The following is a 23496-nucleotide window of genomic DNA, read 5'->3' as shown; positions in this document are numbered from 1 at the left end:
AACAAACGTCCAAGGAACACCCAATGACCCCTGATGTGCGTCCGCTCGTTGCTGGAAACTGGAAAATGAACGGTACGGCAGAGTCGCTCGACGAACTGCGTACGATCGTCAACCGGCCGAATTCCGCCATAGGCGAGAAGATCGACGCGCTGATCTGTGTGCCGGCCACGCTTGTCTTCCGGGCAGCCCAGCTGGTAGAAGGCGAGGCGCTGGCGATTGGCGGCCAGGACTGTCATTTCAAGAAATCCGGCGCGCATACCGGCGATATCGCAGCGAATATGTTGCTCGACGCCGGCGCGACCCATGTCATTGTCGGACATTCCGAACGCCGCACAGATCACGCGGAGACCGATGAGATCGTCAATGCCAAGGCAAAGGCGGGCTGGGAAGCCGGACTGACGACCATCATCTGTATCGGTGAAACCGAAGCGCAGCGCCGCGCGGGTTCGACGCTCGAAATCATAGCGACGCAGCTCGCAGGGTCGATTCCGGCAGACGCGCGGTCCGGCAATACGATTATTGCGTATGAACCCGTATGGGCCATCGGTACCGGACTGACACCCACGCCCGACGACGTTAAAGACGTCCATGGCTCGATCCGCGCGGCTCTTGCCAAGCGCTTTGGCGAGGACGGAACGAAGATGCGGATCCTTTATGGCGGCTCGGTCAAGCCCTCAAACGCAGTCGAATTGCTGGGCATCGACAATGTCGACGGCGCTTTGGTCGGCGGCGCAAGCTTGAAAGCGGTGGACTTCCTCGCCATTTGTGAGGCGTATCACGCCCTCTGATCGGCTTAGACATGCTATTGAACCAGGAAATCTGTCTGCGGACGGGCTTGGTTTATTGAAGGATACGGTGTAAAGAGCCGCGTCCGATTTCTAGAAAGCAGAAAATACCCCATGCAAACCGTTGTTATCGTCATTCATCTTCTGATTGTACTTGCCCTTGTCGGTGTCGTGCTTATGCAACGCTCGGAAGGCGGCGGTCTCGGGATCGGTGGCGGCTCGGGTTTCATGACAGCGCGCGGCGCTGCCAATGCCCTGACCCGGGCGACGGCAATTCTCGCGGCGGGGTTCTTCATCACTTCGCTGGCGCTCGGCATCATGGCGCGCTACGGCGAAAACCCGACCGACATTCTGAACCGTATTCCACAGACGACGGGCACGCAGCCGGCCGGCCAGCAGGGCCAGCAGCCGCCGACGAGCGGCGGTATCCTCAACCAGCTGGGCGGTCCTTCTTCGAAGCCCGCAACGGCGCCGACGGATGCGCCCGCCGCTCCGGGAGCGACTGCGCCGGCAACGCCCGAATCGCCGGCCCCGGCCAATTCAGCCCCGGCTGCACCTGCTCCGGCACAGCCGGCGAACCCGGTCCCGAATTCGCAGTAATCGGGCACCGTTTGAACGTCTTTCGCGGCGAGCGCAATAAAGTGTTGCGCTTCCGCAACCGTTGTGTGTGAAGAATCGTTGGACGTTGTTCTTCACAGCGATTTGCATTGAGAAGAAGCCGGTCTTCGGTTATCGCCATAAAAGTTGGCCTCGGGGGCCTCGCAAACGCCGTGATGGCGTTGTGCAATCTACGCGGGATTTCAAATATGCTTTCACGTCGCTCCTTACTCATTGGCATGTCAGTCCTGGCCTTGACCGGCCCGGCATCAGCCGAACCATTTCTGAAGCGGATCCTCAATCCGTTTACCGGCGATGCGCCGCAACCGGTCGCGCCGGAAGCTGTCGTAAATCCGGATGCCGCTGCTGCTGCAGCGCCGATTGAAGTCGCTGAAGTGCGCAAGCCCGCCACGGGCAAGGCAAAGAACAAATACGGCATCGATCCCAAGTACATGCCGCAGGATGTGCCCTTTACCGGCTACAAGACCGGCACGATCGTCATCGATCCCAAGGACAAGTTCCTTTACCTGATCGAATCGCCGTTTACGGCGCGCCGCTATGGTATCGCTGTCGGCAAGGAAGGTCTGGAGTTCAAGGGCACCGCCCAGATCCAGACCAAGCGCGAGTGGCCGCGCTGGATTCCAACCAAGGAAATGATCGAACGCGAGCCGGCCCATTATGCCAAGTATGAGAATGGCATGGATGGCGGCCCCGGCAATCCGCTTGGTGCACGCGCCCTTTACCTGTCGCAGGGCGGCCGCGATACGCATGTGCGAATCCATGGCACGATCCAGCCCTGGACCATCGGAAGTTCGGCTTCGAACGGCTGTTTCCGCATGGTCAACGATCATGTCATCGACCTCTACAACCGCGTTAGCGTCGGCACTCAAGTGATCGTGCTGTAAAGACTATTATCTAATTCACTGGAACGGCCAGACCTCGCGTCTGGCCGTTTTGTTTGGAATAAACAATCTTTGGAACGGGAAAATTGGCAGGCCCGCCAATTTTTTTGTGGCCAAATCACTCGCAAAGGACTAACGAGATAAGCCCATGGCCCGATATGTTTTCATCACTGGCGGCGTGGTTTCTTCCCTCGGAAAAGGCATCGCTGCTGCCGCTTTGGCGGCGCTTCTGCAGGCTCGTGGATACCGTGTGCGGATCCGCAAGCTCGACCCTTATCTCAACGTCGACCCCGGTACGATGTCGCCCTATCAGCACGGCGAAGTGTTCGTAACCGACGATGGCGCGGAAACCGACCTTGATCTTGGTCATTATGAGCGCTTTACGGGGCGTCCTGCCAACAAACAGGACAACATCACCACCGGACGGATCTATCGCAACATCATCGAAAAGGAACGCCGCGGCGATTATCTCGGCGCGACGGTTCAGGTAATTCCGCATGTCACCGACGAGATCAAGAATTTCGTTGTCGAAGGCAATGAAGACTATGATTTCGTGCTGTGCGAGATCGGCGGTACGGTAGGCGATATTGAAGCCATGCCGTTCCTCGAAGCGATCCGCCAGCTTGGCAACGATCTGCCCCGCGGGTCGGCCGTCTATATCCACTTGACGCTGATGCCCTATATTCCGGCTGCCGGTGAACTCAAGACCAAGCCTACGCAGCATTCGGTCAAGGAGTTGCGCTCGATCGGCATTGCGCCTGACATCCTGCTTATCCGCGCTGACCGGGAAATTCCCGAATCCGAGCGTCGCAAGCTGTCGTTGTTCTGTAATGTGCGCGCGTCGGCGGTCATTCAGGCGCTCGATGTCGAGACGATTTATGACGTGCCGATGGCCTATCACAAGGAAGGCCTCGATTCCGAGGTGCTCGCGGCCTTTGGCATCGATCCTGCCCCGAAACCGCGGATGGAGCGCTGGGACGAAGTCAGCCAGCGCATTCACAATCCGGAAGGCGAAGTCACCATTGCCATCGTCGGCAAGTATACGGGCCTCAAGGACGCTTACAAATCGCTGATCGAGGCACTGCACCATGGCGGCATGGCCAACAAGGTGAAGGTAAATCTCGACTGGATCGAATCCGAGATTTTCGAACAGGAAGATCCGGCGCCCTATCTGCAGAAGGTTCACGGCATTCTCGTTCCCGGCGGTTTCGGCGAGCGCGGCTCGGAAGGCAAGATCCTCGCGGCAAAATTCGCACGCGAACGGAAGGTGCCTTATTTCGGCATCTGCTTCGGAATGCAGATGGCTGTGCTGGAAGCTGCGCGGTCATTGGCTGGCGTCGAACATGCGTCGTCCACCGAATTCGGCCCGACCAAGGAGCCGGTTGTCGGTTTGATGACCGAGTGGCTGAAGGGCAATATGCTCGAGAAACGCACGAAGGCCGGCGATCTTGGCGGTACGATGCGGCTCGGCGCCTATGAAGCGCTGCTGAAATCCGGCACGCGCATCGCCGACATTTACGGTTCGACCGACATTTTCGAGCGCCATCGCCATCGCTACGAGGTCAATATCGACTACAAGCAGAAGCTTGAGGATTGCGGTCTGGTGTTCTCCGGCATGTCGCCGGATGGTGTCCTGCCGGAGACGATCGAATATGCCGATCATCCCTGGTTTATCGGCGTCCAGTACCATCCGGAATTGAAGTCGCGCCCGTTCGAGCCGCACCCGCTGTTTGCGTCGTTCATCAACGCTGCCATGGCTCAAAGCCGGCTGGTTTGACCGGTGGAGGGGTATGACGTTGCATTGCTTTGAGGCATACCCATCACCATGACAACGCAGTCGCCGCGCACGCCCCATCCGGTCGACCACCTCGTGCTGCCGACTCCGGATCTCGATGTAGCGCGCGCTCGCTTGGGCAAGCTCGGCTTTACCGTGGCTCCGGTCGGCAAACACCCGTTCGGGACGGAGAATGTCTGCGTTTTCCTGGGCGACGATACGTTTCTCGAATTCCTTGCCATCGGCCAGCGCGAAGTCTGTGAGGCCGAGGCCAGGTCAGGCAACGTCTTTGTTGCGCGCGATCAAGCCTATCGATTCCGTTGTGGCAATGAAGGCTTTTCGGCCCTCGTCATGGGAACGAGGAACGCAGAGCGTGATCACTTGGCCTTCGTAGAGGCTGGCATGTCCGCAGGCGCGATCCTGAACTTCTCGCGCCCGTTCGTTACCCCGGACGGCAAGGAGGACACGGCAAGCTTCAGGCTGGCATTTGCCGCCGACCTGCGTGCGCCGGATGCGTTTTTCTTCACCTGCGAGCGCGTAAATACGCCAAATGCCGACCGCAGCCAGTTGCAGGCCCATGCGAACGGTGCCGTCAGCTTGCGCGAGGTAGTCCTTTCTGAGGTAAATCCGACCGATTTCCAGTATCTCCTGCAGGAAGTCGTCAACCAGCGCGACGTCAATGCGCACTCGTTCGGTATGGATTTGCGCGCTGCAAATGCCAACGTCAGCGTGCTTTCGCCGCAAGGATTGCATTCGTTCTTCGGCCTTGAAGCACCGGGCGCCGAGCGTGGCTTGCGCCTTCAGGCCTTCGTCGTTGGCGTTCGCGATCTCCTCGCCGTTGAATCGCTCCTTCGCAGCAACGATATACCCTTCGAACCGCGCGGTTCCCGCCTGATCGTGCACAAGGCACCAGGGCAGGGCGCCGCCATCGCATTTGAGGCAGTCTGATGACCCCGAACTCGACCGTTAAAGCTGGCAATGTGGCGTTTTCGAACGCGTCGCAGTTTTCACTCATTGCCGGCCCTTGCCAGATGGAGAGCCGCCAGCATGCTTTCGACATGGCGGGCACCCTCAAGGAGATCACAGGCAAGCTCGGTATCGGCCTTGTTTACAAGTCGAGCTTCGACAAGGCCAACCGCACGTCGCTCACCGGCAAGCGTGGTTTTGGGCTCGAGAACTCCCTGCCGGTCTTTGCCGACATCCGTAAGGAGTTCGGCCTGCCGACCTTGACCGACGTGCACACCGAAGAGCAATGCGCGATCCTCGGTGAAGTGGTGGACGTTCTGCAGATACCGGCCTTTCTTTGCCGTCAGACCGATCTTTTGATCGCGGCCGCAAAGACCGGCAAGGTCGTCAACATCAAGAAGGGTCAGTTTCTGGCGCCATGGGACATGAAGAATGTCGCGGCAAAGGTTACCGAGAGCGGCAATCCCAACGTCATGCTGACCGAACGTGGCGTTTCCTTTGGCTACAACACGCTTGTCTCCGACATGCGCTCGTTGCCGATCATGGCCGGTCTCGGCTCGCCCGTCATATTCGATGCCACGCACTCGGTGCAGCAGCCGGGCGGCCAAGGCGGATCTACAGGTGGCCAGCGCGAATTTGTAGAGACGCTGGCGCGCGCAGCCGTGGCTGTCGGCGTTGCCGGTGTCTTCATCGAGACCCATCAGGATCCGGATAACGCGCCCTCGGACGGCCCCAATATGGTGCCGATCGACCAGATGCCGAGACTTCTCGAAACACTGCTTGAATTCGATCGGATTGCCAAAAGGGCGTAGGTAGAAGCGGAAGTTCCGTCACGAGAAATTAACTTTTTATGCAACCCTCACGCGGAGTTGCTCATTATTCCTCCATGGCAGCTTCAAACAAGGAGGAAGAAATATGCCGACCAAATCCGGACATACTACAGCAATTCGCGCCACCCGTGTGATTGGTACGAACGTCTATAACGAAGCCAACGACAAGATCGGCGAGATCGAAGATGTGATGCTGGACAAGACCTCCGATAGCATCATGTTTGCAGTTATCGGCTTTGGAGGGTTCCTGGGAATGGGTGAAAAATACCATGCCGTTCCTTGGAAACTCCTGAACTACGACGAAAGCACCGGCGGCTATGTTGTCCCGTTCACCAAGGAACAGCTGACGCAGGCTCCGGCGCACACCATTTCGGAACTCTCCGAAAACGACGGTCGCCGCGTGCGCGACAACGCATTTTCCTATTACAAGGTCGACAGGGCAGCTTAATTCGCCCTGAGGCCAGCGCAAAAGGGTCGCCACCGGCGGCCCTTTTGTCTTTTTAGGCGACATTTCGTCCCGCTGGGGATTTTCCTTGTCATCTTCATTCGCTATCAGTGGCCCAGCCCCACGCTGCTCTGAGCTCATTGAAAGGGAATTCCATGACTGCAATTGTAGATATTATTGGCCGCGAAATTCTGGATAGTCGCGGAAATCCGACTGTTGAAGTCGATGTCATTCTCGAAGACGGGTCCAAGGGTCGTGCAGCCGTTCCCTCCGGCGCTTCCACCGGTGCGCACGAAGCAGTCGAACTGCGCGATGGTGGGAGTCGCTATCTCGGCAAGGGCGTTCAGAAGGCCGTGGATGCGGTCAATGGCGAACTCTTCGACGCTATCGGCGGTCTCGAGGCAGAGAACCAGATCCACATCGACCAGACCATGATCGATCTGGACGGCACGCCGAACAAGAGCCGTCTTGGCGCCAATGCCATCCTCGGCGTCTCGCTTGCTGTCGCCAAGGCTGCGGCAGAAGCATCCGGCCTGCCGCTCTACCGATATCTCGGCGGCCCGTCGGCTCATGTGCTTCCCGTGCCAATGATGAACATCATCAACGGCGGTGCTCATGCCGACAATCCGATCGACTTCCAGGAGTTCATGATCCTTCCCGTCGGCGCATCATCGCTCGCCGAAGCAGTGCGCTACGGTTCGGAAGTGTTCCACACGCTGAAGAAGCGCCTGAAGGATGCCGGCCACAACACCAATGTCGGTGATGAAGGCGGCTTTGCGCCCAATCTCAAGACGGCCCAGGCTGCACTCGACTTCATCGTCGAATCGATCGAGAAGGCCGGCTACAAGCCGGGCGAGGAAATCGCCATTGGTCTGGATTGCGCTTCGACCGAATTCTTCAAGGACGGCAACTATGTCTACGAAGGCGAGAAGAAGTCGCGCGATCCGAAAACGCAGGCGAAGTATCTCGCCAAGCTCGTCGGCGACTATCCCATCATCACGATCGAAGACGGCATGGCCGAGGATGACTGGGAGGGCTGGAAGTATCTGACCGACCTCGTCGGCAACAAGTGCCAGCTCGTCGGCGACGACCTGTTCGTGACCAACTCGGCGCGTCTGCGCGATGGCATCAAGATGGGTGTCGCCAACTCAATCCTCGTCAAGGTCAACCAGATCGGAACTCTGTCCGAGACATTCGACGCTGTCGATACGGCGCACCGCGCCGGCTACACCTCCGTCATGTCGCATCGTTCCGGCGAAACCGAAGACTCGACAATTGCCGATCTTGCTGTCGCCACCAACTGCGGACAGATCAAGACCGGTTCGCTGGCACGCTCCGACCGGGTCGCGAAATACAACCAGCTCATCCGCATCGAGGAAGAACTCGGACCGCAGGCGCGCTATGCCGGCCGCGGCATCTTCCGCAATGCCTGACAGCAAACTGGCAAGACAAAAGAAAATGGCGGACCATGTGTCCGCCATTTGCTTTTCAAGATCGCCGGTAAGACCCTGTTAAGCAAAACATCGTCTTATTGATTGCCAGAGATCGGGCATTGTCGCCTGATTCCGCAGCATTCGGACCGGCTTCCATGTGGACAAAACAAAGACGAAAAACGCGACGGGGACGGTTGATCGTTCCGTTCCTGTCAGCGCTATTCTTCAGCTATTTCGGATTTCATGCCTACCACGGTGAATACGGTCTCTATTCGACCATCAAGCTGCAGGAGCAGACCAAGCTCCTGCAAGCTCAACTCGAGGCCGTGACCGCTTCGCGCACGGAGCTTGAACGACAGGTCCAACTTATGCATGATGGCACGATTGAGAAGGATATGTTGGACGAACAGGCTCGCAAGGCATTGAACATGTCCCGCCCGGACGAAGTCACCATAATGCGTGGCTCCGGCGATTTGGCTATTAACTGATTTCTAGTTAATGGCCGTTTTATGCTGTATTTTTAACAGCTTATTTGCATAGCACTTATTCAATTCTGCATATTGTAACTTCTGCCCCTGCTGCTATTCTCTTGCGACCAAGTCACAGGGAGTGAGATATGGCTACGAGGGCGAAAAAAAGCCCTGCGCGTTCTGCGCAGACCTCTGCTGTTAAAGCACCAAAACCCATCCAGTTCACCAAGGAGCAAGAACTCGAAGCCTATCGCCAGATGCTGCTGATCCGCCGTTTCGAGGAAAAGGCCGGTCAGCTTTATGGCATGGGCTTCATCGGTGGTTTCTGTCACCTGTACATCGGCCAGGAAGCCGTTGTCACGGGCATGCAGATGGCCCTGAAGGAAGGTGACCAGGTCATCACCGGTTACCGCGATCACGGCCATATGCTTGCTTGCGGCATGAGTGCCCGCGGTGTCATGGCAGAATTGACCGGACGGCGCGGCGGCCTTTCCAAGGGCAAGGGCGGCTCGATGCATATGTTCTCCAAGGAGAAGCATTTCTACGGCGGCCACGGCATCGTCGGCGCGCAGGTTTCGCTGGGTACGGGTCTCGCCTTCGCCAATCGCTACCGCGACAATGGCAATGTCTCACTCGCCTACTTCGGCGACGGTGCGGCCAACCAGGGCCAGGTCTACGAAAGCTTCAACATGGCCTCGCTGTGGAAGCTGCCTGTCATCTATATCATCGAGAACAATCGCTACGCCATGGGCACCGCCGTATCGCGCGCCTCGGCTGAAACGGATTTCTCCAAGCGCGGTGTTTCGTTCAATATTCCAGGCATCCAGGTGGATGGCATGGACGTGCGCGCCGTCAACGCGGCTGCCGAGGAAGCAGCGGCCTTCGCGCGTTCAGGCAAGGGCCCGATCATTCTCGAGATGCAGACCTACCGGTATCGCGGCCACTCCATGTCGGATCCGGCAAAGTACCGGTCGAAGGACGAAGTGCAGAAGATGCGCTCCGAGCACGATCCAATCGAGCAGGTGAAGAGCCGGTTGATCGGCAATAACTGGTCCAGCGAGGACGATCTGAAGAAGATCGACAAGGACGTTCGCGACATCGTGGCCGACGCTGCCGATTTCGCCCAGTCCGATCCAGAGCCGGATCCGTCCGAGCTTTACACCGATATTCTGCTCTAAGGGGAGGCGCGACCAATGCCTGTAGATATTCTTATGCCCGCGCTCTCGCCGACAATGGAAGAGGGCAAACTATCCAAGTGGTTGAAAAAGGAAGGCGATAAGGTCACTTCCGGTGATGTGCTTGCCGAAATCGAGACCGACAAGGCGACGATGGAAGTCGAGGCCGTCGATGAAGGCACGATCGGCAAGATCGTCGTTCCGGAAGGCACCGACAACGTAAAGGTAAACTCTGTCATCGCCGTGTTGCTGGGCGATGGCGAGAGCGCCGATGCCGCCAGTGCGCCGAAGGCCGCGCCCGAGGCGCCGCAAGCAGCCGAAGCTCCAAAGGCAGAGCCAGCGGCCGAACTGGCTCCCGCCTCGGTTCCTGCTGCTCCCAAGTCCGAAGTCGCGGCTGACCCCGACATTCCGGCCGGCACCGAAATGGTTTCGACCACGGTGCGCGAAGCATTGCGCGATGCGATGGCTGAAGAAATGCGCCGCGACCCGAATGTCTTCATCATGGGTGAGGAAGTTGCCGAATACCAGGGCGCCTACAAGATCACCCAGGGCCTGCTCGACGAGTTCGGCCCGCGCCGCGTTGTTGACACGCCGATCACCGAGCATGGGTTTGCCGGCGTCGGCGTCGGTGCTGCAATGACCGGGCTGCGTCCGATCGTCGAATTCATGACCTTCAACTTCGCCATGCAGGCGATCGACCAGATCATCAATTCGGCGGCAAAGACGCTCTATATGTCGGGCGGCCAGATGGGTGCGCCGATGGTCTTCCGCGGACCGAGCGGCGCCGCCGCCCGTGTCGCCGCCCAGCACTCGCAGTGCTACGCCGCGTGGTACAGCCACATTCCGGGCCTCAAGGTCGTGATGCCCTATACGGCCGCCGACGCCAAGGGCCTGCTCAAGGCGGCGATCCGCGATCCCAATCCGGTGATTTTCCTGGAAAACGAGATCCTCTACGGCCATTCGTTCGACGTGCCCAAGCTTGACGATTTCGTCCTGCCGATCGGCAAGGCCCGCATTCACAAGAAGGGCAATGACGTTACGCTCGTCTCGTTCGGCATCGGCATGAACTACACGGTCAAGGCCGCCGAGGAGCTTGCCAAGCTTGGCATCGACGCCGAGATCATCGATCTGCGCACGATCCGCCCGATGGATATGCCGACGGTCATCGAATCGGTCAAGAAGACCGGGCGTTGCGTCACGATCGAGGAAGGCTATCCACAATCCTCCGTCGGCACGGAAATTGCCACCCGCGTCATGCAGCAGGCCTTCGACTATCTCGATGCGCCGGTTCTTACCATCGCCGGCAAGGACGTGCCCATGCCCTATGCGGCAAACCTTGAAAAGCTGGCGCTGCCAAGCGTCAAGGAAATCATCGATGCCGTCAAAGCTGTGACCTACACGGCTTAAGGGGAGGAAACCGATATGCCGATCAATATCACCATGCCGGCGCTCTCTCCTACGATGGAAGAGGGCAACCTCGCCAAATGGCTCGTCAAGGAAGGCGACAAGGTTGGTCCCGGCGATGTCATCGCCGAGATCGAGACTGACAAGGCGACGATGGAAGTCGAGGCCGTCGATGAGGGCACAGTCGCCAAGATCGTCGTTCCCGCCGGTACCGAAGGCGTAAAGGTCAATGCGCTCATCGCCATCCTTGCGGGTGAGGGCGAGGACGCCGCCGCAGCCGCAAAGGCCGATGGTGCAGCGCCCAAAGCGGAAGCGCCAAAGGAAGAGAAGAAGACGGAGGCCGCGCCTGCTCCAAAGGTGGACGCCGCTCCTGCACCGGCGGCAGCGCCAGCCGCATCAGCCGCGCCTGCCGCATCTGGTACACCTGCCAAGTCGGGTGACCGGCCCTTCTCGTCGCCGCTTGCACGGCGCATCGCCAAGGAAGCAGGCATCGATCTGTCCGGCGTCACCGGCTCCGGTCCGCATGGGCGCGTGGTCAAAAAGGACGTCGAAGCTGCCATCTCGGGCGGCGGCGCAAAGCCCGCGGCGGCGGCTCCAGCTTCCGCTGCAGCCCCGGCGACGGCAGCGGCCAAGCCAATGTCCGACGATGCCGTGCTCAAGCTCTTCGAGCAAGGCTCTTACGAACTCGTGCCGCATGACGGCATGCGCAAGACCATTGCCAAACGCCTGCTCGAGGCAAAGACGACGGTCCCGCATTTCTACCTGACCATCGACTGCGAACTCGACGCGCTGCTTGCGCTTCGTGCGCAGATCAACACGGCCTCGCCGATGATCAAGACCGAAAAGGGCGACGTTCCCGCCTACAAGCTTTCGGTCAATGACATGATCATCAAGGCCATGGCGTTGGCGTTGCGCGACGTTCCCGAAGCGAATGTTTCTTGGACAGACGCGAATATGGTCAAGCACAAGCATTCCGACGTTGGCGTTGCCGTTTCCATACCAGGCGGCCTGATCACCCCGATCATTCGCAAGGCCGAGCAGAAGACGCTCTCGACGATTTCCAACGAAATGAAGGATCTCGCCAAGCGCGCCCGCGACCGCAAGCTGAAGCCCGAAGAATATCAGGGCGGCACCACGGCCGTGTCCAATCTCGGCATGTTCGGCGTCAAGGATTTCGCCGCGATCATCAACCCGCCGCACGCAACCATTCTTGCAGTTGGAGCGGGCGAGGAGCGGGCGGTCGTTCGCAAGGGCGAAATCAAGATCGCGACAATCATGTCGGTGACCTTGTCTACCGACCATCGCGCGGTTGACGGTGCGCTTGGAGCCGAACTCGCACAAGCCTTCAAGCGGCACATCGAAAATCCGATGGGCATGCTGGTCTGAGCAACGCGATGAAAACCGTCCTCTGCTATGGCGATTCGTTGACCTGGGGCTATCGCCCCGACGGCTCGGGTCGCCATGCACGCAAGGACCGGTGGCCGGAAGTCTTGCAGGCTGAACTTGGTGAAGCCGTGCACGTGATGAGCGATGGCCTGAACGGGCGAACGACGGCGTTCGACGATCACCTTTCGGGCTTTGAGCGCAACGCTGCCAAGACGCTGACGACGGCGCTTGGCACGCATTTTCCGCTCGATCTGGTCATCATCATGCTCGGCACCAACGACATGAAGCATATACTCTGCGGCAACGCCTACGGCGCCAAGCGGGGGATGCAGCGGCTGATCGAGATCGTTCGCACGGCGCCCTATCAGTTCGACACCAAGGCGCCGGCTGTTCTGATCATGTCGCCGCCACCATTCGGCGCCAACGAATGGAGCGAATTCAGGCTGATCTTCGAGGGCGGTGCTGAACAATCGCACCTGCTTGCAGAATTCTACCGTGACGCGGCGGAGCTTGCCCGTTGCGCGTTCTTTGATGCCGGCTCGGTCGCCGCAACGTCAAGCATTGATGGCATTCATCTTGATGCCGAAAACACCAGGGCGATCGGAAAAGCCGTCGCTCCCATCGTTCGAGACATACTCGATCTCTAATCCAGGAGGACCAAGGTCTTGGCCAATAATTACGACGTGATCATCATTGGTTCTGGCCCCGGCGGCTATGTCACCGCGATCCGCTCCGCGCAGCTCGGATTCAAAACCGCCATCGTCGAGCGCGAGCATCTTGGTGGCATCTGCCTGAATTGGGGATGCATACCGACGAAGGCTCTACTGCGCTCGGCGGAGATCTTCCACTACGGCCAACATCCCAAGGATTATGGCCTGACAATAGAAGGCAAGATTTCGGCCGACATCAAGGCTGTCGTCCAGCGTTCGCGCGGCGTCTCGGCGCGTCTTAACGGCGGCGTCGGCTTCCTGATGAAGAAGAACAAGGTAGACGTGATCTGGGGCGAAGCGAAACTCTCAAAGCCCGGCGAAATCGTGGTCTCAAAGTCTTCGAAGAAGCCTATGGAGCCGCAGAATCCGGTGCCCAAGAACACGCTTGGCGAAGGTACTTATTCGGCTAAGCACATCATCATTGCCACCGGTGCACGCCCGCGGGCATTGCCCGGCATCGAGCCGGACGGCAAGCTCATCTGGACCTATTTTGAAGCTATGGTCCCGCCGGAAATGCCGAAATCCCTGGTCGTTATGGGGTCTGGAGCTATCGGCATCGAGTTCGCCTCGTTCTACCGGACCATGGGAGCGGATGTGACTGTGGTCGAGCTTCTGCCGACCGTCATGCCGGTCGAGGATGCCGAGATCTCCGCCTTCGCCCGCAAGCAGTTCGAAAAGCAGGGTATGAAGATCATCACCGATGCCAAGGTGACCAAGGTCGAAAAGGCAGCCAATTCCATCACCGCCCATGTCGAAACCAAGGACGGCAAGGTCGAGAAGATCACGGCTGAACGGCTGATTTCCGCCGTTGGTGTCCAGGGTAACATCGAGAATCTCGGCCTGGAGGCGCTTGGCATCAAGACGGATCGCGGCTGCATCGTAACCGACGGCTACGGCAAGACCAATGTACCCGGCGTTTATGCGATCGGCGACGTCGCCGGCCCGCCCATGCTCGCGCACAAGGCCGAGCACGAGGGCGTTATCTGCGTCGAGAAGATCGCCAATGTTCCGGGCGTCCATGCGCTCGAGAAGGACAAGATCCCGGGCTGCACTTACTGCCAGCCGCAAGTGGCGTCGGTGGGGCTGACGGAAGCGAAAGCCAAGGAAGGCGGGCGCGAAATCCGCGTCGGGCGGTTCCAGTTCGCTGCGAACGGCAAGGCGATCGCGCTCGGCGAAGACCAGGGATTGGTAAAGACGATCTTTGACAAGAAGACCGGCCAGCTGATCGGCGCCCACATGGTCGGCGCGGAGGTGACGGAACTCATTCAGGGCTTCGTCATCGCCATGAACCTCGAGACCACGGAAGAAGAGCTGATGCACACCATATTCCCGCATCCGACTCTGTCCGAGATGATGAAGGAAAGTGTACTCGACGCCTATGGTCGCGTGCTGAACGCCTAAAGGAACGATGAGCGATTGAACATTAGCGACAGCAGGCCCTGGACCAGTCTTGCATGGGCGGTCCTCAAATGGTCGACCATTATCGGCCTGCTGGTCGGCTTCTTGCCGTCTGCCTTGAGTCTTTTGTCGGGTAACACCATATCGGTGAGTGGAACGGCAATCGGCGGGTGGACTGGTGTCTGGGTTGTCACGCTTGCGTGCGGCTTGGGCGGGTTTCTTTTCGGTGCTATATGGGCTCTGGTGCTGCGCGCCGTTGCCATCGCATCCGGGCGCTAGCGGGAGAAGGATATGGATCAGCCAGTCGGTATCATGGGCATGCCCGGTGTGGGTTTCTTTGGAATGCTGGTCATCGGCTTCATTGCCGGTTATATCGCCGAAAAGGCGATGAACCGCGATCACGGATTGCTCACCAACATTCTCGTCGGTATTGCCGGTTCTTTCGTCGGCGGCACGCTGGCCAGCCTTCTGAATTTCCAGTTCTACGGATTTCTGGGAAATCTGATCGTCGCCACCGTCGGGGCAATTCTCATTCTGTGGATTTTTGGCAAGGCCAGGACCGCGAACTAGGAAGACATAATGGTAACGGTACTCGACACGATCGACCAGAAGCGGCGCCTTCGCCACCCGGAGAAAGCGCATCGCCCGGATTCGGAGGTCCTGAAAAAACCCGACTGGATCAGGGTCAAGGCGCCCGTGTCGAAGGGATATTCGGAGACGCGCGATATTGTTCGCTCGCACAACCTGGTTACGGTTTGCGAAGAAGCCGGCTGCCCGAACATCGGCGAATGCTGGGACAAGAAACACGCGACGTTCATGATCATGGGCGAAATCTGCACCCGCGCCTGCGCGTTCTGCAATGTCGCCACGGGCCTGCCGACGGCTCTCGATGTGCACGAACCGGAGAATGTGGGCAAGGCAGTCAAGAAGATGGGCCTTTCTCACGTCGTCATCACGTCGGTGGATCGTGACGATCTGCCGGACGGCGGCGCCCAGCATTTTGCCGACGTGATCCATGCGATCCGCCGCATTTCGCCCGGAACGACCATCGAAATCCTCACGCCCGATTTCCTGCGCAAGGAGGGAGCGCTCGAGATCGTTGTCACTGCCCGTCCCGACGTGTTCAACCACAACCTCGAAACCGTGCCGTCCAATTATTTGAAAGTCCGGCCGGGTGCCCGTTATTTCCATTCCATCCGGCTGTTGCAGCGGGTCAAGGAACTTGACCCGACCATCTTCACCAAGTCGGGCATCATGGTCGGGCTTGGCGAGGAGCGTAACGAGGTCCTGCAGCTTATGGACGACCTGCGGAGCGCCGACGTCGATTTCATGACGATCGGCCAGTATCTCCAGCCGACGCGCAAGCACCATCCAGTGCTGAATTATGTGACGCCGGACGAATTCAAGTCCTATGCGACGATCGCCAAGACCAAGGGTTTTCTCGTTGTTGCGTCGAGCCCGTTGACTCGCTCGTCGCACCACGCCGGCGAAGATTTTGCACGATTGAGGGCTGCACGCGAGGCGATGCACGCAAATCGCAGCTGATGCCGAAATTCGAGACGAGCCGTCCTGTCGTCCATCGCGCCGAGGAGATGTTCGATCTCGTCGCGGACGTGGAGACGTATCCGCAGTTTCTGCCCATGTGCGAGAGCCTCAAGGTGCGCTCACGCAAGGAAAGCCACGGCAAGACCCTGCTCATTGCCGACATGACGGTGGGCTACAAGCTCATCCGTGAGACCTTCACCAGCCAGGTTCTGCTCAAACCGCAGGAAAAGGTGATCCTCACCAAATATATTGACGGACCGTTCCGCTATCTCGACAACCGCTGGCAGTTCATTCCGGCGGAAAACCCGGAACATTCCGTCGTCAAATTCTACATCGATTATGAATTCAAGAGCCGCACGCTCGGTTTCGTCATGGGATCCATGTTCGATATCGCCTTCCGAAAATTCACGGAAGCATTTGAAAAGCGTGCCGATGCGATCTATGGCAGGAATGTATAGTCGCCTGAGTGCATGAAGGTAATCTGCTATGCAGCACGAAGATCCGGAATATCAAGTTCAAATCGGCACACCCTCGGTAGAGGATTATCGCAGGCTGCGCGACATTGCCGGCCTAAGCTCGAAGAGCCAGGAGGCGGCGGAGCGCGGCCTTCCGAACACCGTTTATGCGGCAACCGTTCAATATCAGTCGAACGCGGTCGCCATGGGTCGAATAATCGGCGATGGCGGATGTTTCTTTCAGGTGGTGGACATTGCCGTCGATCCCGCGCATCAGGGCAAGGGCCTTGGCAAGATCATTGTTTCGCGGCTTGTTGATTACCTGCAGGCGGAAGCCCCGGACGGTGCCTATGTCAGCCTTATCGCTGATGGCCCCGCAAAATATCTTTACGCGAAGTTCGGGTTCAGGCCGGTAATGCCCGAGTCGATCGGCATGGCCATCGAGATCAGGCGCCCGTCCGAATACGAAATGTAGAACGTTTTTGTCCCAGCAAGAAACGCTCAGTCGCCTAGAGCCTTAAGGACCATGTCCAGCGCGGTGTTTACGGCTGCGAGCCGGATCGAAGCGCGCCCGCCATCGGCAAAAACGTGCCGCTCCACTATTGGCGGCTTTCCCTTGAGTGCAAGGCCGAACCAGACCAGCCCGACCGGCTTTGCCGCTGATCCTCCACCCGGACCCGCGACTCCCGTTACGGCAACCGCGATGCAGGCGCTGGAATGGGCGAGGGCGCCTTCCGCCATGGCGAGCGCCACTTCTTGCGACACGGCGCCGTGCGCCGCGATTACACCTGCAGGCACGCCGACCATGTCCTGCTTGGCCTCGTTCGAATAAGTCACGAAACCGCGGTCGACAACGTCCGAAGAGCCGGCAATGTCGGTCAGCGCGGCAGCGATCATGCCGCCCGTGCAGGATTCTGCCGTGGCTAGCAGAATGCCCTTGCGGCGGCAGACTTCGAGCACTGCAATTGCCTTTGCTTCGGCGATCAGTCCGCTCATTCCGGCAACCCTCCCGGATATATGACAGAAGCCGTTGCTATGGCGGCGATGCCCTCCTGCCTGCCGATGAAGCCAAGTTTTTCGTTTGTTGTTGCCTTGATCGAAATGCGATCCGGCGAAATGCCGAGCATAGACGAGAGTGCCGCCGTCATCGCCTCGCGATGAGGGCCCACTTTCGGTGCCTCGCAGATGAGGGTGATATCGGCATTGGCGATCCTGCCGCCTGCTTCCCTGACGATCTTGACCGCATGTTCGACGAAGATGTGCGAGGCCGCGCCCTTCCATTGTGGATCCGACGGTGGAAAGTGCGTTCCAATGTCGCCGGCGCCCCGTGTGGCCAGCAGAGCGTCGGTCAGCGCGTGCAGGGCGACGTCGGCATCCGAATGACCCGAAAGCTTGCGGTCATGGGCGATAAATACGCCTGCGAGCGTGACGCCGTTTCCTGGCTCGAATGCGTGCACGTCGTAGCCGTTGCCGGTGCGTACGTCCGGAAAGGCGGAATGCTGCTTGGTCAAGCGTTCGTCGGCCATTTCGATATCCTTCGCCCAGGTCAACTTTGTGTTGTCGGCCGATCCTTCCACGATCCGGACGGGCAGGCCATGCCATTCGGCAATCGCGGAATCATCGGTAAAATCCGACCGTCCGACGGCAAAGGCGGCGTCGTGGGCGGCAAGGATCGGAAGAAACGGGAAGGCCTGCGGCGTCTGCGCGGCGTAAAGACCGGCGCGCGGCACGGTGGCACTAACCATCGCATCATTGCCCGCAGCCTTGAGTGTGTCCGAAACGGCAAGCACCGGGAGAACCCCGATATGCGGTGTCAGATTGAAGACAACCCGTTCCAGCAGATCAGCCGAAATGAACGGACGAACGCCGTCGTGAATGAGGACATGATCCGGGGAAATATCTTTGAGAGCCAAAAGTCCAAGGCGTGTCGACTCCTGGCGCGTCGGGCCGCCGGTGACGGCAACGACACGTCCGGCCCGATCGCCGAGCGCCTGCGTGAACAGCACGTCGTCTTCCTTGTGAATGACGACGATGACGTCATCGATCAGCGGGCATTCGAGAAACGCATGCAATGTATGCGCAAGAACAGCCTCGCCGCCGATCTTGCGATACTGCTTCGGTCCTTCAACGCTTTGGCCGGCACGTTCTCCGCGCCCGGCCGCGACGATGACGGCTGCGACCCGCACCTGCTTGTTTTCAGTCTTTCCCGCCACATGTCTCTCCGTAATGCCAACTCCGTTACCCTTTGCAACGGCGAAAGGCCAGAGAATTGAATCGCCACAATGTCAAAATAGGAGCAACAAACGCCGCACTTTGCCTTGCGAAGAGGCACGATCCTGTCTAAAGCATAGGCTATTATGAAACTGCATACGAAACAGGCAAAATCGCGGGTTGAATTGGCAGACTCACTGCACGTTGGCGGGGTCATTCTGCGCAATCGCGTGTTCCTTGCTCCGATGTCCGGTGTGTCGGATCTGCCTTTTCGCCAACTCGCTTGGCAGGCGGGGGCCGGCATGGTTGTTTCCGAGATGGTCGCAAGCGCCGAGCTCTGCACCCGCGAGCGCGGCAATTTGCTGCGTCTAAAGGGCGACGGGCTCGGGACTCATGTCGTGCAGATCGCCGGCCGTGAGCCGAGGTGGATGGCAGAGGCAGCGCGGATCGCTGAAGGCGAGGGTGCGCATATCGTCGACATCAATATGGGCTGTCCGGCAAGAAAGGTAACAGGCGGTCTTTCAGGATCCGCGCTGATGCGCGATCTCGACCACGCCATGACATTGATCGAGGCGACGATCGGCGCCGTCCGCGTTCCTGTGACGCTGAAAATGCGCCTTGGCTGGGACGATGCAACGATCAACGCGCCGGAACTCGCGGCAAGGGCCGAGCAGGCCGGCGTCAAGATGGTGACCGTCCATGGACGGACGCGCTGCCAATTTTATGAGGGCAGGGCGGATTGGCATGCCATTCGCGCGGTCAAGGAAGCTATATCGATACCGCTTGTGGCCAATGGCGATGTCCTGAATCGTGACGATGCGGAGGCGATTCTCGCAGCATCCGGAGCGGATGCCGTCATGGTAGGGCGCGGATCCTACGGTCAACCATGGCTCCCCGGCAGTATCGTCAACGGAAAGGGTGCGGAGAGCGATATGATCGCCGACTATGCAGTTGCGCATTATGAGGCGATGCTCGCCCATTACGGCGAGACCACCGGCAGCCGGCATGCGCGCAAGCATCTTGGCTGGTATCTCGACCGCCAAGGCCTTGACGTCACCGCGAATGAACGCGGTTCGATCATGACGGAGACCAATCCTATTCACGTTTCGCGCCTTTTATATGCTGCGCTCTCGCGCGGTGGCTCTACAGATATGAAGAAAGTTGCCTGATGACCTCAGCAGACAAGTCGGTGCTCGAAGACAAGCTGGCCGGCATCGTGCTCAATTCGATCCGCCATCCGGTGATCATGCTCGATGAAGCCGGGTACATTTCCTATGCCAATGCCGACGCCGAGGCTTTCTTTCGTTCCAGCGCAAGCATTCTCAGCCGCAATACGCTGGACATGCTGCTGCCCTTCGGCAGCCCGCTTCTCGCGCTGGTCAAGCAGGTCCGCGAAAATCCATCGCCGGTCAATGAATACCGCGTCGACGTTTCCTCGCCGCGCCTCGGACAGGACCGCATTGTCGATCTCTACGTGACGCCGGTCAGCGAAGCGCCCGGGTCGATCGTGATCCTGTTCAAGGAACGCTCCATGGCGGAGAAGCTCGACCGGCAGATGACCCACCGCGGCGCTGCGCGATCCGTCACCGGGCTCGCGTCGATGCTGGCGCATGAGATCAAGAACCCATTGTCCGGTATTCGCGGTGCGGCTCAGTTGCTGGAAACGGGGCTGAACGATGATGACCGCGCGCTGACGCGCCTCATTACTGATGAAACCGATCGGATCGTCTCGCTCGTCGACCGGATGGAAGTGTTCTCAGACGAGCGCCCCATCGAGCGCGAGGCTGTCAATATTCACGTTGTCCTCGATCACGTGAAGGCGATTGCCAAGAACGGGTTCGCCAGCCACATAAAGTTCCACGAGGACTATGATCCCTCGCTGCCTTATGTCTTTGCCAATCGGGACCAACTCGTTCAGATTTTCCTCAACCTCGTCAAGAATGCCGCGGAGTCGATCGGCCCCAACGAGCCGGGCGAGATCACCCTCTCGACCGCGTTCCGCCCCGGTATTCGTCTTTCGGTCCCGGGTATGCGCAACCGCGTCTCGCTGCCGCTCGAATTCACGGTGCAGGACACGGGCCCCGGCGTTTCGCCCGATATCATGCCGCATCTCTTTGACCCGTTCGTGACGACCAAGCCCAATGGCTCCGGCCTTGGCCTGGCGCTTGTCGCCAAGATCGTCGGCGACCATGGCGGCGTTATCGAATGCGATTCGGTGCCGCGCAAGACGACGTTTCGCATTCTTATGCCTGCATGGGACAGCGGCTCAGCCGACGGAACGCATGCAGACGAAAATCCTTATTCCAATAAAGCAGGATCCTGATCATGAGTTTGGGCAGCATTCTCGTTGCAGACGACGACGCGGCGATCAGGACGGTCCTCAATCAGGCGCTTTCGCGGGCAGGTTACGATGTTCGCATCACCTCCAACGCGGCGACGCTATGGCGCTGGATATCGGCTGGCGATGGCGACCTGGTCATCACCGATGTGGTGATGCCGGATGAAAACGCCTTCGATCTCCTGCCGCGCATCAAGAAATCGCGGCCGGATCTTCCCGTCATCGTCATGAGTGCGCAGAACACGTTCATGACGGCTATCCGGGCCTCGGAGGCGGGTGCTTACGAATATCTGCCGAAGCCGTTCGATCTCACCGAACTCGTCAGCATTGTCGGCCGCGCGCTGGCTGAACCGAAAAAGAAGCCCGAAAAATGGCATGGCGAAGAGCAGCCCGATACGATGCCGCTCGTCGGTCGCTCGCCCGCAATGCAGGATATCTACCGCGTCCTTGCCCGCATGATGCAGACCGACCTGACGGTCATGATCTCAGGCGAGTCCGGTACGGGCAAGGAACTCGTCGCGCGCGCTCTGCATGAGTATGGCCGGCGCCGCAAGGGGCCCTTCGTTGCGATCAACATGGCAGCTATTCCGCGCGACCTGATCGAATCCGAACTGTTCGGTCATGAGCGCGGCGCCTTTACCGGTGCACAGAATCGGTCCAGCGGTCGCTTTGAGCAGGCCGATGGCGGCACGCTGTTCCTCGACGAGATCGGCGACATGCCCATGGAGGCGCAGACCCGGCTCTTGCGTGTTCTGCAACAGGGTGAATACATGACGGTGGGCGGCCGCACGCCGATCAAGACCGATGTGCGCATCGTTGCTGCAACCAACAAGGATCTCAGGACTCTGATCAATCAGGGACTATTCCGGGAAGATCTCTACTATCGGCTCAACGTCGTGCCGCTGCGCCTGCCGCCACTGCGCGAGCGTGGGGAGGACATTCCCGATCTCGTCCGCCACTTCTTCAAGCTGGCGGCGAAGGACGGTCTGCCCGAAAAGCGGATCACCGCCGATGGTCTCGACCTGATGCGTCGCTATCCCTGGGCCGGGAACGTACGCGAACTCGAAAACCTCGTGCGCCGTCTCGCCGCGCTCTATCCGCAGGACGAAATCAATGCGGATGTGATCGAATCCGAGCTGAAGGCCGACCTTCGGCCGGCAGAATCGGCTCCAACAGCGATTGCGAATGAAGAATTGACCATCAGCCAGGCGGTCGAACTGAACATGCAGCGCTATTTTATGTCCTACGGCGACAAGCTTCCGCCTGCCGGCCTCTACCAGCGCGTGCTGGAGGAAATGGAATATCCGCTGATCCTTTCCTGCCTGACGGCGACGCATGGCAACCAGATAAAGGCGGCGGAACTGCTGGGTCTCAATCGCAACACGCTGCGCAAGAAGATTCGCGAACTCGGCGTCAATATCTACAAGAGCAGCAAGAGCGACCGCTGAGAACAGAAATACCCGGAAAGCTAAAATTGTAGAGAGTGGAATAGACCGTTCTTAACAGGACTATGCGCATAGTGACCATCGAAAATCCCGTAATTATTGCTGCCGCAAGAAGGCAGCGGGCGGAGTATGGAGGTCTATCGTGTTCAGCTTTGCGGAACGTTTGATTCTGTTCAATCAGTACGAGATCCTGAAGAAACTCGACCCTGACAAGTCGAGCCTTTATGGCCGGCACCAGGAAGTGGTCGAACGCGGTTTCGAGGATCTTTATCAGGAACTCGGCATAACCGAGGAAACCGTCAGCGCCGCAGCGGCGCAGGAGATGAACGACATACTCGGGCTTTTCCGCGCGATCCGCGGGTCGAGCGTCGCAGCCGGCAACACCAATCCGGACAAGAGCAAGTTTGTCGGATTTGGCGCAGCCCAGCCGCACGAACAGTTTGCCTATGCGGACTTCCTTGCCAAGATTCTCAATTTCCCGCAGGAAATCTCGCGAAGCGCCGACAATCAGCCTGAGGCGCAACTCGACCAGTACCGGAAGATGCTAAGGCGCTGGGATGAAATCGGCAGAAAGCGCGAACTAACCGCCGACCAGATCGAGCATCTCGTCGCCTGATGTTCAGGTTCAGCTCAACGCGCCGATATAGTTGAGCTTACCGACCTGAAGACCGTTGTGGCGCAGGATGTCATAGGCGGTCGTCACGTGAAAATAGAAGTTCGGCAGCGCGAACTTCTGCACATACTCCTCGCCGCTCAAGGTCACCTTGAGCTGGCCGGCGCTGAGAACCACGTCCTTGGTCTCCGCGCCATCGAGCGCACCGGCATCCACGCTTTCAAGAAAAGCCACGGTCTTGGCAATACGCTCGCGCAAGTCTGCAAGGCTCGCCTCTTCATCGGCGAATTTCGGAATCTCAAGTGTCGTCAACCGGCCGATCGTCGCCTTGGCCGTGTCGCTTGCCCGCTGGATCTGTCCGGCAAGCGAGAGCATGTCCGGGGCGAGACGCGCATTGACGAGCACGGTGGGATTGATCTTCTTCTCCTCGGCATATGCTTCGGCTTTTTCGATCAGACTGGCGAGAACGGCGAAACCGCGTAGATAGGCCGGGACCGATATCGTGTACATATTAAGTGCCATAGGGCGCTCCTTGAGGCATTGGCAGACGTGGCGACATTGCTTGCTGCCAAACGCAAATACGCCGATGGATTTCGATTTCAAGAGCACTTTAC

Annotated in this window: 26 protein-coding genes; 23 read left to right on the top strand and 3 right to left on the bottom strand. The window is 58.9% G+C overall.

Translation table 11 applies throughout. The features are described from left to right. The first annotated feature begins 23 nt into the window (after positions 1 to 23). The 19 genes from tpiA (at position 24) to AC1DNI_RS22320 (ending at position 16750) form a co-directional block, all read left to right on the top strand. On the top strand, positions 24 to 788 hold the full coding sequence (gene tpiA / locus AC1DNI_RS22410) for a triose-phosphate isomerase (RefSeq protein WP_477693473.1): 765 nt from the start codon (positions 24 to 26) through the stop codon (positions 786 to 788). Between the two features lie 111 nt (positions 789 to 899). After that, positions 900 to 1385, top strand: coding sequence for a preprotein translocase subunit SecG (secG, locus tag AC1DNI_RS22405; protein WP_477693472.1), 486 nt, complete (start codon positions 900 to 902; stop codon positions 1383 to 1385). 206 nt (positions 1386 to 1591) lie between these two features. Beyond that, positions 1592 to 2287 carry a L,D-transpeptidase gene (locus AC1DNI_RS22400; protein WP_027233324.1) on the top strand — a complete coding sequence of 232 codons (696 nt, stop codon included), beginning with the start codon at positions 1592 to 1594 and terminating at the stop codon, positions 2285 to 2287. Between the two features lie 145 nt (positions 2288 to 2432). After that, positions 2433 to 4061, top strand: coding sequence for a CTP synthase (locus tag AC1DNI_RS22395; RefSeq protein ID WP_113280546.1), 1629 nt, complete (start codon positions 2433 to 2435; stop codon positions 4059 to 4061). A gap of 48 nt (positions 4062 to 4109) precedes the next feature. Beyond that, a complete protein-coding gene (locus tag AC1DNI_RS22390; protein ID WP_477693471.1) occupies positions 4110 to 5006 on the top strand; it encodes a VOC family protein in 897 nt (298 codons plus the stop codon). After that, a complete protein-coding gene (gene kdsA, locus AC1DNI_RS22385) occupies positions 5003 to 5836 on the top strand; it encodes a 3-deoxy-8-phosphooctulonate synthase (protein ID WP_091922731.1) in 834 nt (277 codons plus the stop codon). Before AC1DNI_RS22390 ends, kdsA begins: the two co-directional genes overlap by 4 nt. Before the next feature lie 103 nt (positions 5837 to 5939). After that, entirely contained in the window at positions 5940 to 6302 is a 363-nt protein-coding gene (locus AC1DNI_RS22380; protein ID WP_027233320.1) for a PRC-barrel domain-containing protein, read from the top strand. Between the two features lie 152 nt (positions 6303 to 6454). Next, on the top strand, positions 6455 to 7732 hold the full coding sequence (eno, locus tag AC1DNI_RS22375; RefSeq protein WP_027233319.1) for a phosphopyruvate hydratase: 1278 nt from the start codon (positions 6455 to 6457) through the stop codon (positions 7730 to 7732). A 155-nt stretch (positions 7733 to 7887) separates the two neighbouring features. Further along, positions 7888 to 8220 (top strand): FtsB family cell division protein, encoded by a 333-nt coding sequence (locus AC1DNI_RS22370; RefSeq protein WP_027233318.1) that lies wholly within the window; start codon positions 7888 to 7890, stop codon positions 8218 to 8220. A gap of 128 nt (positions 8221 to 8348) precedes the next feature. Beyond that, entirely contained in the window at positions 8349 to 9380 is a 1032-nt protein-coding gene (gene pdhA, locus AC1DNI_RS22365; RefSeq protein ID WP_477693470.1) for a pyruvate dehydrogenase (acetyl-transferring) E1 component subunit alpha, read from the top strand. A 15-nt stretch (positions 9381 to 9395) separates the two neighbouring features. Further along, positions 9396 to 10784 (top strand): pyruvate dehydrogenase complex E1 component subunit beta, encoded by a 1389-nt coding sequence (locus AC1DNI_RS22360; protein WP_477693469.1) that lies wholly within the window; start codon positions 9396 to 9398, stop codon positions 10782 to 10784. Between the two features lie 15 nt (positions 10785 to 10799). After that, positions 10800 to 12167, top strand: coding sequence for a pyruvate dehydrogenase complex dihydrolipoamide acetyltransferase (locus tag AC1DNI_RS22355; protein ID WP_477693468.1), 1368 nt, complete (start codon positions 10800 to 10802; stop codon positions 12165 to 12167). A gap of 8 nt (positions 12168 to 12175) precedes the next feature. After that, positions 12176 to 12814 (top strand): SGNH/GDSL hydrolase family protein, encoded by a 639-nt coding sequence (locus AC1DNI_RS22350; RefSeq protein ID WP_477693467.1) that lies wholly within the window; start codon positions 12176 to 12178, stop codon positions 12812 to 12814. Positions 12815 to 12832: 18 nt separating this feature from the next. Next, positions 12833 to 14278: a dihydrolipoyl dehydrogenase gene (gene lpdA / locus AC1DNI_RS22345; RefSeq protein ID WP_477693466.1), complete on the top strand. Its 1446-nt coding sequence runs from the start codon at positions 12833 to 12835 to the stop codon at positions 14276 to 14278. Between the two features lie 15 nt (positions 14279 to 14293). Beyond that, a complete protein-coding gene (locus AC1DNI_RS22340) occupies positions 14294 to 14554 on the top strand; it encodes a hypothetical protein (protein WP_477693465.1) in 261 nt (86 codons plus the stop codon). Positions 14555 to 14566: 12 nt separating this feature from the next. After that, positions 14567 to 14845 carry a GlsB/YeaQ/YmgE family stress response membrane protein gene (locus AC1DNI_RS22335; protein WP_027233311.1) on the top strand — a complete coding sequence of 93 codons (279 nt, stop codon included), beginning with the start codon at positions 14567 to 14569 and terminating at the stop codon, positions 14843 to 14845. Between the two features lie 9 nt (positions 14846 to 14854). Beyond that, complete coding sequence (lipA, locus tag AC1DNI_RS22330; protein WP_174208524.1) at positions 14855 to 15820, top strand: lipoyl synthase; 966 nt, start codon at positions 14855 to 14857, stop codon at positions 15818 to 15820. Then, positions 15820 to 16278, top strand: a complete 459-nt coding sequence (locus AC1DNI_RS22325; protein WP_027233309.1) for a type II toxin-antitoxin system RatA family toxin — start codon at positions 15820 to 15822, stop codon at positions 16276 to 16278. The genes lipA and AC1DNI_RS22325 overlap by 1 nt, the downstream gene beginning before the upstream one ends. A 28-nt stretch (positions 16279 to 16306) precedes the next feature. Next, positions 16307 to 16750, top strand: a complete 444-nt coding sequence (locus AC1DNI_RS22320; protein WP_027233308.1) for a GNAT family N-acetyltransferase — start codon at positions 16307 to 16309, stop codon at positions 16748 to 16750. Between the two features lie 26 nt (positions 16751 to 16776). On the opposite strand, the gene AC1DNI_RS22315 is transcribed toward AC1DNI_RS22320, so the two are convergent. Next, positions 16777 to 17271 carry a CinA family protein gene (locus AC1DNI_RS22315; RefSeq protein WP_477693464.1) on the bottom strand — a complete coding sequence of 165 codons (495 nt, stop codon included), beginning with the start codon at positions 17269 to 17271 and terminating at the stop codon, positions 16777 to 16779. Then, positions 17268 to 18488 carry a bifunctional 2-C-methyl-D-erythritol 4-phosphate cytidylyltransferase/2-C-methyl-D-erythritol 2,4-cyclodiphosphate synthase gene (locus AC1DNI_RS22310; RefSeq protein ID WP_477693463.1) on the bottom strand — a complete coding sequence of 407 codons (1221 nt, stop codon included), beginning with the start codon at positions 18486 to 18488 and terminating at the stop codon, positions 17268 to 17270. Before AC1DNI_RS22310 ends, AC1DNI_RS22315 begins: the two co-directional genes overlap by 4 nt. Positions 18489 to 18632: 144 nt before the next feature. On the opposite strand from AC1DNI_RS22310, the gene dusB reads away from it, so the two are divergent. The 4 genes from dusB to AC1DNI_RS22290 all read left to right on the top strand — a co-directional run bounded on the left by dusB (position 18633) and on the right by AC1DNI_RS22290 (position 22885). Further along, entirely contained in the window at positions 18633 to 19655 is a 1023-nt protein-coding gene (gene dusB / locus AC1DNI_RS22305; protein WP_477693462.1) for a tRNA dihydrouridine synthase DusB, read from the top strand. Then, entirely contained in the window at positions 19655 to 20809 is a 1155-nt protein-coding gene (locus AC1DNI_RS22300; protein ID WP_228018403.1) for a two-component system sensor histidine kinase NtrB, read from the top strand. The genes dusB and AC1DNI_RS22300 overlap by 1 nt, the downstream gene beginning before the upstream one ends. 2 nt (positions 20810 to 20811) lie before the next feature. Further along, positions 20812 to 22272, top strand: coding sequence for a nitrogen regulation protein NR(I) (gene ntrC, locus AC1DNI_RS22295; RefSeq protein ID WP_027233303.1), 1461 nt, complete (start codon positions 20812 to 20814; stop codon positions 22270 to 22272). Positions 22273 to 22411: 139 nt separating this feature from the next. Further along, positions 22412 to 22885, top strand: a complete 474-nt coding sequence (locus tag AC1DNI_RS22290; RefSeq protein ID WP_027233302.1) for a YfbU family protein — start codon at positions 22412 to 22414, stop codon at positions 22883 to 22885. 9 nt (positions 22886 to 22894) lie between these two features. Here the strand turns inward: AC1DNI_RS22290 and AC1DNI_RS22285 are convergent, their stop codons facing one another. Continuing rightward, positions 22895 to 23404: a DUF1993 domain-containing protein gene (locus tag AC1DNI_RS22285; RefSeq protein ID WP_091922747.1), complete on the bottom strand. Its 510-nt coding sequence runs from the start codon at positions 23402 to 23404 to the stop codon at positions 22895 to 22897. Positions 23405 to 23496: the final 92 nt, after the last annotated feature.

It is taken from the genome of Phyllobacterium sp. 01N428 (assembly GCF_056399405.1).
The sequence above is the reverse complement of the archived record's forward strand: the minus strand, read 5'-3'. Positions and strand labels throughout refer to the sequence as shown.